At 63.2% G+C, this 14,693-nt stretch carries 11 protein-coding genes and 1 tRNA gene; 5 read left to right on the top strand and 7 right to left on the bottom strand.

All coding sequences use genetic code 11. The annotated features are described in order from the left end of the window. Positions 1-87: 87 nt before the first annotated feature. Positions 88-161: transfer RNA gene (locus QY325_09980), tRNA-Pro, on the bottom strand. Between the two features lie 530 nt (positions 162-691). On the opposite strand from QY325_09980, the gene QY325_09975 reads away from it, so the two are divergent. Then, on the top strand, positions 692-2,476 hold the full coding sequence (locus QY325_09975) for a M1 family metallopeptidase (GenBank protein ID WKZ65090.1): 1,785 nt from the start codon (positions 692-694) through the stop codon (positions 2,474-2,476). On the opposite strand, the gene QY325_09970 is transcribed toward QY325_09975, so the two are convergent. Further along, the gene (locus QY325_09970; protein ID WKZ65089.1) at positions 2,477-3,115 is read right to left on the bottom strand and encodes a hypothetical protein; all 639 of its coding nucleotides are present in this window, start codon (positions 3,113-3,115) and stop codon (positions 2,477-2,479) included. 2 nt (positions 3,116-3,117) lie between these two features. After that, positions 3,118-5,232, bottom strand: a complete 2,115-nt coding sequence (locus tag QY325_09965; GenBank protein WKZ65088.1) for a thiamine pyrophosphate-dependent enzyme — start codon at positions 5,230-5,232, stop codon at positions 3,118-3,120. An 88-nt stretch (positions 5,233-5,320) separates the two neighbouring features. Between QY325_09965 and QY325_09960 the strand changes: the two genes are divergently transcribed. Beyond that, positions 5,321-6,121, top strand: coding sequence for a TIGR00266 family protein (locus tag QY325_09960; GenBank protein WKZ65087.1), 801 nt, complete (start codon positions 5,321-5,323; stop codon positions 6,119-6,121). Between the two features lie 73 nt (positions 6,122-6,194). Here the strand turns inward: QY325_09960 and QY325_09955 are convergent, their stop codons facing one another. The 4 genes from QY325_09955 to QY325_09940 all read right to left on the bottom strand — a co-directional run bounded on the left by QY325_09955 (position 6,195) and on the right by QY325_09940 (position 9,239). Further along, a complete protein-coding gene (locus QY325_09955) occupies positions 6,195-6,569 on the bottom strand; it encodes a phage holin family protein (GenBank protein WKZ65086.1) in 375 nt (124 codons plus the stop codon). 55 nt (positions 6,570-6,624) lie between these two features. Beyond that, positions 6,625-8,103 carry a PDZ domain-containing protein gene (locus tag QY325_09950; protein WKZ65085.1) on the bottom strand — a complete coding sequence of 493 codons (1,479 nt, stop codon included), beginning with the start codon at positions 8,101-8,103 and terminating at the stop codon, positions 6,625-6,627. Positions 8,104-8,214: 111 nt separating this feature from the next. Then, positions 8,215-8,583: a S4 domain-containing protein gene (locus QY325_09945; protein WKZ65084.1), complete on the bottom strand. Its 369-nt coding sequence runs from the start codon at positions 8,581-8,583 to the stop codon at positions 8,215-8,217. 125 nt (positions 8,584-8,708) lie between these two features. Next, the gene (locus tag QY325_09940; GenBank protein WKZ65083.1) at positions 8,709-9,239 is read right to left on the bottom strand and encodes a hypothetical protein; all 531 of its coding nucleotides are present in this window, start codon (positions 9,237-9,239) and stop codon (positions 8,709-8,711) included. 118 nt (positions 9,240-9,357) lie between these two features. On the opposite strand from QY325_09940, the gene carB reads away from it, so the two are divergent. From carB to QY325_09925, 3 genes are all read left to right on the top strand, one after another. Further along, positions 9,358-12,168: a carbamoyl-phosphate synthase large subunit gene (gene carB / locus QY325_09935; protein WKZ65082.1), complete on the top strand. Its 2,811-nt coding sequence runs from the start codon at positions 9,358-9,360 to the stop codon at positions 12,166-12,168. 11 nt (positions 12,169-12,179) lie between these two features. Further along, positions 12,180-13,268 (top strand): PIN domain-containing protein, encoded by a 1,089-nt coding sequence (locus tag QY325_09930; GenBank protein ID WKZ65081.1) that lies wholly within the window; start codon positions 12,180-12,182, stop codon positions 13,266-13,268. Between the two features lie 124 nt (positions 13,269-13,392). Continuing rightward, positions 13,393-14,667 (top strand): hypothetical protein, encoded by a 1,275-nt coding sequence (locus QY325_09925; GenBank protein WKZ65080.1) that lies wholly within the window; start codon positions 13,393-13,395, stop codon positions 14,665-14,667. The last annotated feature ends 26 nt before the right edge of the window (positions 14,668-14,693 follow it).

Raw genomic sequence — 14,693 nt, 5'->3', positions numbered from 1 at the left:
CCTTCGTTCCGTGCGACCGCTTGTGCAAGCACGCCGTGGTACGGAACGAAGAAACCCGCAACTGGCGTTGCGGGCTTCGTTCACCGGTCGGGGTGACTGGATTCGAACCAGCGACCACTTGCACCCCATGCAAGTGCGCTACCGGGCTGCGCTACACCCCGAAGTGCCTTGTCCCGCATATCGCGGCCACCGCCCTTGGTAGGCGTCGGCTGCCGGGCTGCGTTAGGCCCGTTGGCCATCCGGCTCGCCAAGGCGCTCGGGGCGCGCTTTTGAGCAGGTTGGTCCCCATTCAGGGGCTGCGAATGTAGTAAAGCGGCGGCTTCCCCGGCAGGACTTGCCCATGGAGGGGTGCCGATTCATGCGCCAGCGCGCCGTGCAAGCCGATGGGTGGGCCGCACGGACCAAGGCTTCAGGCCTTGCAGTGATCGGGTCTTCCCGGAGCCCATCGCGGTGCGGATCGCATCGGAACCCAAGGGCGTGGGCCATTGCCGGGCGCTCATCGGGCGCATTCAACGGTTGGTCAAATGGCCCCCGCCAGCGGCTGCCGCGGCCTCTACATTTGGCGCCCTCCACGGAAATGCAGAAGACACACCTTTCGGCGGCCTTTGCCTTGGCCGCCCTGCTCGCCGCTTGCTCCGGTGAGGACCGGAAGCCGGATGATGCCGCGCACGCGACCGAACCTTCACAGCCCATGGACCCCCACAGCTACGCTCGTCCGCAGGAGGCGCGCATCACGCACCTCGACCTGGATATCGCAGTGGACATGGAAGTCCAACGGGTGAGCGGGACCGCCCGGTACGACATCGCGGTGAAGGATGCCTCCCGCATCGTGTTCGACACGGAAGGGCTCACGATCGAGGAGGTCCTCCTCGACGACGGCAAGGCGGCCGCCTACACGCTCGGTGACAGCACCTTCTTGGGCCGGCCGCTGGAGGTGGCGCTGGAGCCGGGCACCAGGCAGGTGAGCATCCGCTACCGGACAGGCCCCGGCGCGCGGGCGCTGCAGTGGCTGCAGCCGCAGCAGACCTCGGGCAAGCAGCATCCATTCCTCTTCACCCAGGGCCAGGCCATCCTCACACGCACCTGGATCCCCATCCAGGACAGCCCGGGGATCCGCTTCACCTACACGGCCCGCGTGAAGGTGCCCCAGGGGCTCATGGCGCTGATGAGCGCGGAGAACCCGCAGGCGCTGAGCGGCGACGGGACCTATTCGTTCCGCATGGAACAGCCCATTCCGGCCTACCTGATCGCACTGGCCGTGGGCGACCTGGCCTTCGAGCGCATCGGTGAGCGCACCGGCGTCTATGCCGAGCCCGGCACCGTGAAGAAGGCGGCCTGGGAGTTCGCCGATATGGAGCGGATGCTCGAGGTGGCCGAAGGGCTCTATGGCCCGTATCGTTGGGGCCGCTACGATGTGATCGTGCTGCCTCCCAGCTTCCCCTTCGGAGGGATGGAGAACCCGCGCCTCACCTTCGCCACGCCGACCATCATCGCGGGCGACCGGTCGTTGACCGCGCTCATCGCGCACGAGATGGCGCATAGCTGGAGCGGCAACCTGGTGACCAACGCCACCTGGAACGACTTCTGGCTGAACGAGGGCTTCACGGTCTACTTCGAGAACCGGATATGCGAGGCGGTCTATGGCGATGAGTACGCCCGTATGCTCCAGCTCCTGGGGCGGCAGGACCTCCGCGGGACGCTTGCCTCCCTGGAGGCCAAGGGCCGCGCCGGGGATACGCACCTGCGGCTCCACTTGGAGGGGCGCGACCCGGATGATGGCATGAACGATGTAGCCTATGAGAAGGGCTTCGCCCTGCTGAAGCTGATCGAGGAGCGTGTGGGACGCGAGCGCTTCGATGCCTTCCTGCGCGGCTACTTCGACGCGCATGCGTTCAAGACCATGACCACCGATGCCTTCACGGCCTATCTGCAGGAGCAGCTGCTGGAGCCCGAGGGGGTGCGCCTCGACCTGGGCGAATGGATCGATGCACCGGGCCTGCCGAAGACGGCCATCGAGCCGGCGAGCGATGCCTTCGTGAAGGTGGATGCCGAACTCGCGCGTTGGGCGGCGGGTACGCCGGCAGCCGCGCTGGCCACGCAGGGGTGGGTCACCTTCCAGTGGATGCATTTCGTGCGGCACCTGCCCGAGGGCCTGGAGGAAGCTCGCATGGCGGAGCTCGACAAGGCCTTCGGCTTCACGGGAACCGGCAATGCGGAGGTGCTGGCCGCGTGGCTGGAGCAGTGCATCCGCAACGATTATGATCCCGCCTTCGCCAAGCTCGACTCCTTCCTCACCGATGTGGGCCGCCGCAAGTTCCTGATGCCCCTCTACACGGCGCTCATCAAGACCGAGAAGGGCCGGGTGATGGCGCAGGCCATCTATGCGAATGCCCGCGCCAATTACCACAGCGTGGCGGTGCGCTCGCTCGATGAGCTGCTGGCGTGGAAGGACAATAGGCCTCCGGCGAGCTTCTGATCACGTCGCCTCGATCACGCGGGCCAGCGTCACCGCATCCAGCTTATGGCCGCCTTGGAAGAGGTGCTTCCTCACGTCCAGGCCAGCCCCTTGAAGCTTCCTCACCTGCTCATCCAGCTGATCGGGCTTTGCGAACTCGTCCGCGTCGCCGAGCACGGCATCCACGGTTGTGCCGCGCCATCGGGCCAGCGCCTCGCGATCCAGCTCGGACGGCAATGAGCCCGCCCACAGCACCAGCCGCGCGATGCGATGGTCGGTGCGCGTCATCCAGCGCGATGCCGTGGCCACCCCTTGGGAGAAGCCGAGGACGTTCAGCGAAGCGGTAGGAATCGCCTGCTTCCGCACCTCGTCCACCAGCGCATCGAGGTAGGCCACATGGTCGTCGATCTCGTGCAGCCGGTCCTCGCGGGTCATCCAGGTGGCGCCCACGCGGCTGTGCTGGGCATCGAGGTAGAAGCGGCTCAAGCCTTCCGGCGCGATGAGGCAGCGGCCTTCTTCAAGCCCTTTGAAGTTGTTGAGGAAGTAGCGCGCCAGCTGCCCGTAGCCGTGGATCACGATCCAGATCTCAGGCGATGCCTCCAAGGTGCCGAGGACATGGTAGCGCGCCGTGCGCTGCACGCGGATGAAGCGCTCCTCCACGGTCAGTAGGCGAGGAGCTCCTTCAGCGCCGCTGCGACCTTCTCCGCGCTCGGGATCATCGCGGCCTCCAAGGTGCTGTTCAGCGGGATCGCGGGCATGTCCACCGAGCCGAGCGTGCGCACCGGCGCATCGAGCTGCTCGAAGCAGGCATTACCGATGCGCGATGCCAAGGCTTGCGCGAAGGAATTGGTGAGCTGCTCCTCGGTGACGACGAGGCATCGGCCATGCGCGCGCACGGCGCTCATCACCGTCTCCTCATCCACCGGCACCAGGGTGCGCAGGTCGATGATGGTGACCCGGCCGGGGAAGTCCTTTGCGGCTGCCTTCGCCCAATACACGCCCATGCCGTAGGTGACGATCACCGCTGCTTCGCCCTTGGCGACCGCATCGGCTTCGGCTTCCAGCACCAGGCGCGCCTTGCCGAAGGGCACGATGTAGTCGGCGCTGGGCTCCACGGTCTTCGCCTCCTCGGTGCCCTTGATCTTGCTCCAATAGAGGCCCTTGTGCTCCAGCATCACCACGGGGTTGGGGTCGTGGTAGGCGGCCTTCATCAGCCCTTTCAGGTCGGCGCCGGTGCTGGGGTAGGCCACCTTGATGCCCTTGATGTTGCAGAGCACGCTCTCCACGCTGCTGCTGTGGTAGGGGCCGCCGCTGCCGTACGCGCCGATGGGCACGCGCAGGATGCAGCTCACGGGCCACTTGCCCACGGTGAGGTAGCACGAGCGCGCCACCTCGGTGAAGAGCTGGTTCAGCCCCGGCCAGATGTAGTCGGCGAACTGCACCTCCACGATCGGCTTCAGCCCTGCGGCGCTCATGCCCACGGTGCTGCCGATGATGAAGGCCTCCTGGATCGGCGTGTTGAATACGCGGTGACCACCGAAATCGCGCGCGAGCGTGGCCGCTTCGCGGAACACGCCGCCGAGGCGCGCGCCCACATCCTGCCCGTAGAGCAGGCAGCGCGGATCCTCCTGCATGAGCTCGCGGATGGCGAAGAGCGCGCTGTCCACCATCACGGTGGGCTGGCGGTCCTTGGGTGCGCGCTCGCCCTGCTCATCCGTTATCGGCGTGGGCGCGAACATGTGCGTGGTGAGGTCGGCCGGCGCGGGATCATCGGCGGCACGGGCGCGCTCGAAGTCGGCCTTCACGCGGGCGATGGCCTTCCGCTCGATCTGCTTGAGGCCATCGAGCTGCAGCCGGTTGTCCAGGCATTGCTGGAAGAAGCGGGGGAAGGGGTCCCGCTTGCGATGCTCGGCCAGGTTCTCTTCGCTGCGGTAGAACTCCATGCGCACCCCGCTGGTGTGGTGGTTGAGCAGCGGCACCTTGGCATGCACGAGGAAGGGGCGGCGCTCCTTGCGCACCAGGCCGATCACCTCATTCAAGGTGCTGTAGCTCGCGATGAAATCGGCGCCGTCCACCTTGCGCACCTCCAGGCCGGGGAAGCCCTTGGCGTACTCGCTCGCATCGCCCACGCGGATCTCGTCGGCGCTGGCGCTGATGTCCCATTCGTTGTCCTGTACCAGGTAGATGATGGGCAGCTTCTTCAGCACCGCCATCTGGAAGGCCTCGGCCACTTCGCCCTCGGTCACGGATGCATCGCCGAGCGAGCACACCACGACGGGCGCGTCCTGGTCCTTCGAGCCGTTGAGGTCGTGCGCGATGCCCGCCTGCTCCTTGTACCACAGGCCCATGGCGATGCCCGTTGTAGGGATGGCCTGCATGCCGGTGGCGCTGCTCTGGTGCGGGATGCGCGGCATGCCCTCGCGGCGCAAACTGGGGTGGCCGTAGTAGGTGCGGCCGCCGCTGAAGGGGTCTTCGCGCTTGGCCAGCAGCTGCAGCATCAGCTCATAGGGCTCCATGCCGATGCCCAGGAGGATACTGTCGTCGCGGTAGTAGGGCGCGACGAAGTCCTGCGGTTTCAGCTGCATGCCCAGCGCCAGCTGGATGGCCTCGTGGCCGCGGCTGGTGGCATGCACGTACTTGCTGGTGAGCTTGAAGTGCTCCTCGTACAGTTCGGTCATGGCCTTGGCCGTGCACAGGAGCTCCCAGGCGCGGAGCAGCGTGCCCTGGTCGGGGGGGGCGGGCTTCCTCAGGTCCTTCTTCGTTGCGGTGGATGCCATGGCAGCGCGTGAGCGGCGAAAGTACGGGATGGGCGGCGGGGCGGCAGGTGCCGCCCGGGATAGCTTTGCCCCCAGAATACCGATGACCATGAACCGCCAAGCCCATGAGCTCGATCACCGCATCGTCGGTGACGACATGCAATGCGTGGAGATCACGCTCGACCCCGGTGAGACCGTTGTCGCCGAGGCCGGCACGATGATGATGATGGATGAGGGCATCGCCATGCAGACCATCTTCGGCGATGGGCGCGGCCAGGTGCAGGGCTTCCTGGGCAAGATGCTCAGCGCGGGCAAGCGCGTGCTCACCGGGGAGAGCCTCTTCATGACCACCTACACCAACCAGAGCCAGGTGCGCCGTACGGCCTGGTTCGCGGCGGCCTATCCTGGCAAGATCATGCCGCTGGATCTGCGCGATTTCCAAGGCAAGCTCGTGTGCCAGAAGGATAGCTTCCTGGCCGCTGCCAAGGGGGTGAGCATCGGCATCGAGTTCCAGAAGCGGCTCGGCGCCGGACTCTTCGGGGGCGAGGGCTTCATCATGCAGAAGCTCGAGGGCGACGGCCAGGTGTACATCCACGCCGGCGGCACCACCGTGCAGCGCGAGCTCGCCCCGGGCGAGACCCTGCGCGTGGACACCGGCTGCCTGGTGGCCATGACGCAGACCGTGGATTACGACATCCAGTTCGTGGGCGGCATCAAGAACACGCTCTTCGGCGGCGAGGGCCTCTTCTTCGCGCAGCTGCGCGGCCCCGGCCACGTGTGGATCCAATCGCTGCCCTTCAGCAGGCTCGCGGACAACATAATCGCCGCCGCGCCGCGCGCCGGTGGCCGTGGCAAGGAGGAGGGGAGCATCCTCGGCGGGCTGGGACGCCTGCTGGACGGCGACAACTGAACCGCCGCTTCCATCCGGGTCGCATCCTAGGGCCGCTCCGCCGGGGCGGCCCTAGGCGTTGCCGCGCGGCCGCTCAGGGCTCGTTGCGCGGCTGCTTCCGGTCGAAGCTCTGAAGCAGGCCCTGCACCACGGAGAGCAGGATGCTGAAGCCCAGGGCCCACCAGAAGCCGTCCACATGGAAGCCCGGCACCAGCTTGGCCGCGAGCAGCACCATGCCCGCATTGATCACCAGCAGGAAGAGGCCCAGCGTGAAGACCGTGATCGGGAGCGTGAAGAGGATGAGGATGGGCTTCAGCAGCGCATTGAGCAGGGAGAGCACCGCCGCGGTGAGGAGGGCGGTGAGCACGCCGTTGAAGGTGTCCATGCTGCCCAGCGAGACGCCGGGGAGGAGCAGGTCGGCGATCAGCACGGCGATGGTGCTGATGAGCAGCTTAACGAGCGTGTTCATGGGGTGAAAATAGGAAAGGGCCCTGCGGCCCTTCCCCGGTGAGCGCCGGAGCGGCTCACTCCTTCACCAGCTTGGCGGTGGCGGTGCGCCCGCCCTGGGCCACCACCACGTAGTAGTTGCCCGCGGCACGGTCGCTGAAGTCGAGCGTGCGCTCGTAGCGGCCCTTGAAGCCCACGATGCGCTCCTGGTGGACGCGCTCGCCCTTGGCGTCGTGCACATCCACGCTGAGGTCGCCGCGCTCGGGCACATCGAACCGCAGCCGGAAGAACCCGGCGCTCGGATTGGGGAAGACCTGCAGGTCGAGCTGCAGCTCCTTGTCAACCGCCACGCCCTTGTCGCGCAGCAGGGCCTTTTCCTCTGCTGTGAGCGCACGCGACTCTACGCGAACGCGCACCTCGCGCTTCATATCCTTGCCGAGCTCCCGGCGCAGCTCGTCCATCTCGCGGCGCAGCTCATCCATCTCGCGGCGCAGCATCTCCCGGTCCTCGGGGGCCATGCCCTGCCATTCGAAGCCCTCATCGCCATGCCTGATGTAGGCGTGCGTGCGGCGCTCGCCCAGCGTCCCGCTGCGCTCCTGGGCCATGCCGTCGCGCAGTGCGCTCACGGTCACCTCGTCGCCGGGCTTCATGGCCTTGATGCGCGCGGCCAGGCCGGGGAAGTCGGTCACGGCCTCCCCGTTGATCGCCGTGATGCGGTCGCCGGGTGCCAGGCCCATTTGTTCCGCTGCGCTGCCGGACTCCACGCTCCCGATGGCCACGCCGGGCTGCCCGCCATCGCCCTCAGCGGGCGTGACGCCCAGGAAAGCCTGCCGTTCGCTGGCCCAGGCACCCGCGTGCGCGCGCTCGGCCAGTTCCTTCATCGCATCGGCATCGAAGCTGAAGGAGTAGGCCTCCGCCTCGCGTTCGGCGAGCTTTACGCCGTCCTTCATGGCCTTGCCGTCGCGCAGCCATTCCACCTTCACCGCGTCGCCCGGCTTCATCGCCCGCACCAGCTCCGAGAGGCGCTGGGGGCCGTCCACTGCTTGTCCGCCCACCTTCACGATGATGTCGCCTTCCTTCAGGCCAAGGGCTGCCGCGGGGCTGCCGTCCATCACCTCCATGACCACGGCGCCCTGCTTCCCCTTCGCTTTCGCCTGCTCGTCCTGCTCCAGTCCCCGGGTGCTCACGCCGAGATAGGCCATCGGCTCTTGCGGTGCTGCGGGCGGAGCCGGTGGTGCCGGCGGCGCTGGCGGGGCGGGTGCCAAGCGCAGCCGTGCCATGCCGTCCTCCTCGGCGCCGAAGCCGCGGATGTCGATGGTGATGTCGCGCTCGCCGGGCCCGATGCGCATGTGCTTGAGCACGCCCATCTCGCGCAGCGCCTGTTCCACCTGGGCGTCGTCGGAGGCATCGAACTCCTTGGTGATGCGCTTGGTCTCGCCGTTCTCGGTGCTGACGATCTCGATGCGCACCTTGCGGTCGGGCGCGGGCGGCACCGGGTCCTGCTGTCCGCTCTGCAGCACGGCGGCCAGCGGTATGAAGAGGAATGCCTTGAGCATGGCCTTGACGGTTTGGTGGGTCGAAGCTATCCGGGGCCTTTCCGAAGCGCTGTTAAGGGAAATGAAAAGACGTTAAGCCGCGTGACCGGCGGTTGGGCGCGGGACGGAACGCTAGCCTTCGTCCTGGAAGCGCTCCAGGCGGCGCCGGTCGCGCTTGGTGGGCCGCCCCTCGCCCGGCGCGCGATGCTGCGCCTTCACCAGGCGCGCCATCTCCAGCTTCTCCAGGTCGGCGAAATCCGTGCGCTCGGCCAGGAGCGTGGGCACCAGCTTGGCGCCGACGCGCGAGGGCGGGAGGGCCAGCACCTCCCAGCTGCGCCAGATCGGCGGCTCGCGCAGGGCGATGCGGTCGCCGGGCTTCACCTCGGCGCTGGCCTTCACCGCGCGGCCGTTCACCTGCACCTGCTCGCGCCGCACGGCCTCGGTGGCCAGGCTGCGCGTCTTGAACAGGCGCACGCACCAGAGGAATTTGTCGATGCGCATGGGGGCGGTAGCGTCGACCTATGGTTCGACCGTGGTCAGGTGCGGGTGAATAAAGGCCTACGGCCAACAGCAGCAATATGATGGAGATGACCCCGCCAGGACGATTCCAAAACTATCGCCAAAGGCTAGAGCGCGCGCTCCACATCGCCGTGGCCGCGATTCGCCGTGCCATCGGGATGAACGATGCGGTAATAGACACGGATCACCTCGCTTTGCGCAACCGAGGCCCCAGCAAGGTCGAAGATGAGCCGATGTTCGGTCAACGAATCCAGCTGAAACAGGACTTGCATGTTCTCGCGGACGACACGCACATCCACGTAAGCAGCCGAGTCCCGGACGCAAACGAACATGAACTGGCTCTGCGCAGGGTTCGGTAGCGCAGCGAACAGGGCGCTGGTGTCTTCAGCAGCCCATGAGAGCCCGGGAACAGGGCGGAACAAGGACTCTGCCTCAGGGCACCAATCATCTGTGGTGAGCCAATCGGTCCAGTCGGGCTGCATCGGGATGATGGTGCCGTTGATGTCGCGCCTAAGGATCCCATCGAACTGCCCGCACGGCGTACTCTGGTGGGAGGCGTCAGACGGGCTCTCCTTCCGGCAGGAGGCGGTGAACAGGCAAAGCCCAATGGCGATTGCAGCAATTGAAATGGACCGCATGGCTCGAAAGTAGGCGTTCCAGGAATCCGTCCTTTCTCCACGATCCCCCCGCCTTTTCCACATTCCATTCCCGGCCGGTATGGCGCGGCTACCTTCGCGACCCGGATACCCTCCGGACATGCCCAAAGATCAAAGCATCAAGTCCGTCCTGCTCATCGGCAGCGGACCCATCGTCATCGGCCAAGCCTGCGAGTTCGATTACAGCGGCAGTCAGGCGGCCCGCTCCCTCCGCAACGAAGGCATCGAGGTCACGCTGATCAACAGCAACCCGGCCACCATCATGACCGACCCGGTCACGGCCGACAACGTGTACCTGAAGCCGCTCACCGTCGAGAGCATCGAGGAGATCCTCAAGAAGCACAAGATCGACGCCGTGCTGCCCACCATGGGCGGACAGACCGCGCTGAACCTTGCCATCGAGTGCGAGAAGCTCGGCATCTGGGAACAGTACGGGGTGCGCATGATCGGGGTGGACACCAAGGCCATCGACATCACCGAGAACCGCGAGCAGTTCCGCCTGCTGATGGAGCGCATCGGCGTGCCCATGGCGCCCAGCAAGACCGTCACCAGCTTCCTCGAAGGCAAGAAGGTGGCGCAGGAGTTCGGCTTTCCGCTGGTGATCCGCGCCAGCTACACCTTGGGCGGCGCCGGCGCCAGCTTCGTGAAGGACCCCGCCGAGTTCGACAAGCTGCTCAAGCACGGCCTGCAGATCAGCCCCATCCACGAGGTGATGATCGACAAGGCCCTGCTCGGCTGGAAGGAGTACGAGCTGGAGCTGCTGCGCGACAAGGACGATAACGTCACCATCATTTGCAGCATCGAGAACTTCGATCCGATGGGCATCCATACCGGCGACAGCATCACCGTGGCGCCGGCCATGACCCTCAGCGACCGCACCTACCAGCGCATGCGCACCGAGGCCATCAAGATGATGCGCGCCATCGGCGACTTCGCGGGCGGCTGCAACGTGCAGTTCGCGGTGAGCCCCGATGAGCACGAGCACATCGACGCCATCGAGATCAACCCGCGCGTGAGCCGCAGCAGCGCGCTCGCATCGAAGGCCACGGGTTACCCCATCGCCAAGATCGCCAGCAAGCTCGCCATCGGTTACCGCCTGGACGAGCTGGAGAACCCCATCACCGGCACCAGCGCCTTCTTCGAGCCCACACTCGACTACGTGATCGTGAAGGTGCCGCGCTGGAACTTCGACAAGTTCGAGGGCAGCGACCGTCGCCTGGGCGTGCAGATGAAGAGCGTCGGCGAAACGATGGGCATCGGCCGCAGCTTCCAGGAGGCGCTGCAGAAGGCCTGCCAGAGCCTGGAGATCAAGCGCAACGGCCTGGGCGCCGACGGCAAGGAGACCACGGACCCCAACGTGCTGCTGGAAAGCCTCGCTAACCCCAGCTGGAGCCGCCTCTTCCACGTGTACGATGCCATCAAGCTCGGCATCCCCTTTTCGAAGATCCACGACCTCACCAAGATCGACATCTGGTTCCTCAAGCAGATCGAGGACATGATCAAGACCGAGAAGGAGGTGGAGAAGTTCACGCTCGACACCATCCCGCGCGACCTGCTCTTCGAGGCCAAGCAGAAAGGCTACGCCGACCGCCAGGTGGCGCACCTGCTGGGCTGCCTGGAGAGCCAGGTGTACAAGAAGCGCAACGAGCTCGGCATCAAACGCGTGTACAAACTGGTGGACACCTGCGCCGGTGAGTTCCCCGCGAAGACGCCCTACTACTACAGCACCTTTGAGGAGGAGAATGAAAGTGTGAGGAGCGACCGCAAGAAGATCGTGGTGCTCGGCAGCGGCCCCAACCGCATCGGACAGGGTATCGAGTTCGACTACAGCTGCGTGCACGGTGTGCTCGCGGCCAAGGAGCTCGGCTACGAGACCATCATGATCAACTGCAACCCGGAGACGGTAAGCACCGACTTCGACACGGCCGACAAGCTCTACTTCGAGCCCGTGTTCTGGGAGCACATCTACGACATCATCCAGCACGAGCAGCCCGAGGGCGTCATCGTGCAGCTGGGCGGGCAGACCGCGCTGAAGCTCGCCGAGAAGCTGGAGAAGTACGGCGTCAAGATCATCGGCACCAGCTACGCCGCGCTGGACATGGCCGAGGACCGCGAGCGCTTCAGTTCACTGCTGCGCGACCTCAACATCCCGTACCCGCGCTTCGGTGCGGTGAACAACGCCGAGGAGGCCGTGAAGCTGAGCCGCGAGCTCGGCTTCCCGCTGCTGGTGCGCCCCAGCTACGTGCTCGGCGGCCAGAAGATGAAGATCGTGATCAACGAGGAGGAGCTCGTGGACCAGGTGCTCGACATCCTGCGCCTGATGCCCGACAACAAGATCCTCATCGACCACTTCCTGGACGGCGCCATCGAAGCGGAGAGCGATTCCATCTGCGATGGCGAGATGGTGCGCATCATCGGCATCATGGAGCACATCGAGCCGGCGGGCATCCACAGCGGCGACAGCAATGCTGTGCTCCCGCCCTTCGACCTCAGCGAGAAGGTGATCCAGCAGATCCGCGAGCACACGCACAAGATCGCGCTGGCCCTGCACACCGTGGGCCTGGTGAACATCCAGTTCGCCATCAAGGACGAAGTGGTGTACGTGATCGAAGCCAACCCGCGCGCCAGCCGCACCGTGCCCTTCATTGCCAAGGCCTACGGTGAGCCCTACGTCAACTGGGCCACCAAGGTGATGCTCGGCGCCAAGCTGAAGGACTTCCAGTTCAAGCCGCGGCTGGATGGGTATGCCATTAAAGTCCCGGTGTTCTCGTTCGATAAGTTCCCCAACGTGGACAAGAGCCTCGGGCCTGAAATGAAATCGACCGGTGAAGCCATCTACTTCATCAAGGATCTGAAGGACCCGTTCTTCCGGCAGGTGTATGGGGAGAGGTCAATGTATCTGAGCAGGTAAATGGAACGGTCATGGATGTAGTTCTCGACAGCAACATCCTGCGGCACCATTTCTCATTGAATGGTTCGCCAATTGACCTCTTAGTCGACTACGTCACAAAGACCCGGTCACGGGTTGTACTCTGCTCTATTGTGCTGGAGGAGGCAAGGCACAACTACAGAGTGGAATTGCTCGCGCGGATTGATAAGCTCAAAGCAGCTGAAAAATCGCTCCGCGGCATTCCGACCACAATTGCGCCCATTGCTGTGCCGAGTCCAGACATTGAAGGTGAGGTCAACCATTACGTGAATTGCCTCCACGCAAGGCTGTGTACCAAGCCGAATGAAGTCGTGCCTTACAAGAATGAGTACCTCCCTGATATAGTATCACGCGCAGTTGATAGACGGAGGCCAATGCACAGGGACGGCCAACAATTTCGCGATGCTCTGCTGTGGCTTACCGTATTGGACTATGCAGAAACAAGCGTGGACAAAAGAGTTGTCTTCGTGTCCTCAAATTCGAAGGAGTTCGCTGATGGCGCCGGTTCTCAACTAGCGCCTGAACTGATCGAGGAGGCAAAGGCCAGGAAAGTTGAGGTAGTATACTTCACCTCCATAGACGAACTCATTAAGTCGCAGGCAGCTCGCGTCGAGTTCATTACGGCAGAATGGGTGAAAGAGAAGCTCGACTTCGGTCAAATCGAAGCGGCGATTTTATCGATTGTGGAGCAAAGAGCTATTGATCGCCTGACAGATGCTTTGGAACTTACTGGCCGTGATCACATTAGTGACCCTTTCGAGCCGACGGGTTGGGGTAATGTTGAAACTTTGGAATACTACGTATACGAGAAGATTGATGGTACATTGGTGTTGAATGTGGATGTCCTAGCAGAGTACGAGTTCAGTGTGCATATCGAGCGACATACAGAAGAGCACAGTTGGGAATACGTTGAAAGAATTACACACGACGGCGACCTTGTTCAAGAGCCTGAGGTGATTCGGAATACGAAGCGCGAGCACTGGGTTGATTGTAAGTATGTCACCGTTAGTGCGCAGATTTCCGGTGAGATTATTGACGATATGGTTGTTGGCCTGGCCATCGTTGATTGGGATTGGGGCTAGGGCTGGCTATTCTCAACGTCCTACCTCTCGCCCTATCCGCTCGCACTCCTTGTTGGTTCCTCGCTGCGTGGTACCCGCTGCAATCGCTCACGCGGGATAGATTCACACTCTAAACTCTCAAGTAATGGGAAAGTCATGGAACGAGCCGTTCGAGGCTTGGGCAAGGCTCACGATTCCGATTGGTGCCGATTCGTTGGTGCTCGATGCCAGGTTCAAATTTGACCCACGTCAAGGTGTCGTCTTGGACTTTATGGCCAAGGAGGAATTCCCTCGTACGTTGAATGATTTGCTTGCTGGTATTTCAGGAATCGGTGTAGTGGCAATTCCAGAGGCAACATACAAAGCGCGGAGCATAGGACTCAATCATGAATACCGCTATACTGCGAAGGCGGTTTTGTTACTAGGAGAGGGACTGAATTCGCCGATGAAAGGGGCGATTTATGCCTGCTCTAGCTTCCCAGAGGGTGATTCATTCCTGGGACACAATCCGTTCAATCTAGTATGGACAGGAGATGACGAATACACCATTCGCGCAAAGAACATCGACCTCAATGTTGACTGGGGTATTCCTGCGGCGAGGTTGACCTTCGAGACAGGCTTTCAGGCCAATTGGGATGCGACGGATCACCATCGACTAAGCCCTGCGACATCTTTTTCCATTGCGCATGATGTAGATGCAGACTGGCACTTGCGGATAGAGGAGTTGAATCGCCTTCGAGCAATGCTGGATTTCCTCGCGTTCAAGCCGCAAGGATGGTCGATCAGTCACCTTCATGATGCTGGGGGGGGGAGAATGACCCATATCTCCCAACAAGCCAAGACGGACCAACCCTCATCTCCCAAAGCGACCTCGTTCTTCGCACTGCCCTTGAACGAGATTCAGCAAGACTTTGGCGGGCTAATGCGATTTGGATTTACCGAGTCATGGCGGTTGTCTTCCTTCGGTGAGATTGCAGGTCTCATTCGTTATCCGAGCAGAAGTTTCGAGGATAGGCTGTTCTCTGCCATTCGCGCTCTCGAAGCAAGGGATGGTGAACTCCGACCCACTTCTACGGACGAGAATCTTGTAACGAAGCTCTCAACCTTCGATGCCGAATGGAAGCTCTTGGGCATACCTGATATACGGGCGTTTCGTTGGTTGCTGAGGAACACGCGCAACTATCTCGCCCATCTAACCGCAAGCGAAGACGAACCTCCGTTCAATGAGAATGATCGGTACAGGGCATACTTCCAATCGGTTGCGGCATGCAGAGCATCTCTTCTTCGTGCAGGCGGCATGAGTTCGGATAGAATAGAAAAGTACCTGACTCGGGTACGCGACAAGTGCCAGGCTTATCATGGGGCGATGGACTTCTCTCGCTATCCAGCTACTCCTCTGTGGGTGAAGAGAGTGGTATGAATGCGATGGCCGCGTGGACTTAGGAG

This window comes from Flavobacteriales bacterium, from assembly GCA_030584065.1.
Lineage (GTDB): Bacteria > Bacteroidota > Bacteroidia > Flavobacteriales_F > PHOS-HE28 > PHOS-HE28.
Note: the sequence above shows the minus strand (reverse complement) of the source record. Positions and strands in the feature narration are given on the sequence as shown.

What these genes read in the sequence shown, in the direction of transcription:
- QY325_09930 (WKZ65081.1), top strand. Translation starts at nt 12,180, where the DNA reads ATGGATGTAGTTCTCGACAGCAACATCCTGCGGCACCATTTCTCATTG.
- QY325_09955 (WKZ65086.1), bottom strand. Translation starts at nt 6,569, where the DNA reads ATGAACACGCTCGTTAAGCTGCTCATCAGCACCATCGCCGTGCTGATC.
- QY325_09940 (WKZ65083.1), bottom strand. Translation starts at nt 9,239, where the DNA reads ATGCGGTCCATTTCAATTGCTGCAATCGCCATTGGGCTTTGCCTGTTC.
- QY325_09945 (WKZ65084.1), bottom strand. Translation starts at nt 8,583, where the DNA reads ATGCGCATCGACAAATTCCTCTGGTGCGTGCGCCTGTTCAAGACGCGC.
- QY325_09925 (WKZ65080.1), top strand. Translation starts at nt 13,393, where the DNA reads ATGGGAAAGTCATGGAACGAGCCGTTCGAGGCTTGGGCAAGGCTCACG.
- carB (WKZ65082.1), top strand. Translation starts at nt 9,358, where the DNA reads ATGCCCAAAGATCAAAGCATCAAGTCCGTCCTGCTCATCGGCAGCGGA.
- QY325_09960 (WKZ65087.1), top strand. Translation starts at nt 5,321, where the DNA reads ATGAACCGCCAAGCCCATGAGCTCGATCACCGCATCGTCGGTGACGAC.
- QY325_09950 (WKZ65085.1), bottom strand. Translation starts at nt 8,103, where the DNA reads ATGCTCAAGGCATTCCTCTTCATACCGCTGGCCGCCGTGCTGCAGAGC.
- QY325_09975 (WKZ65090.1), top strand. Translation starts at nt 692, where the DNA reads ATGGACCCCCACAGCTACGCTCGTCCGCAGGAGGCGCGCATCACGCAC.
- QY325_09965 (WKZ65088.1), bottom strand. Translation starts at nt 5,232, where the DNA reads ATGGCATCCACCGCAACGAAGAAGGACCTGAGGAAGCCCGCCCCCCCC.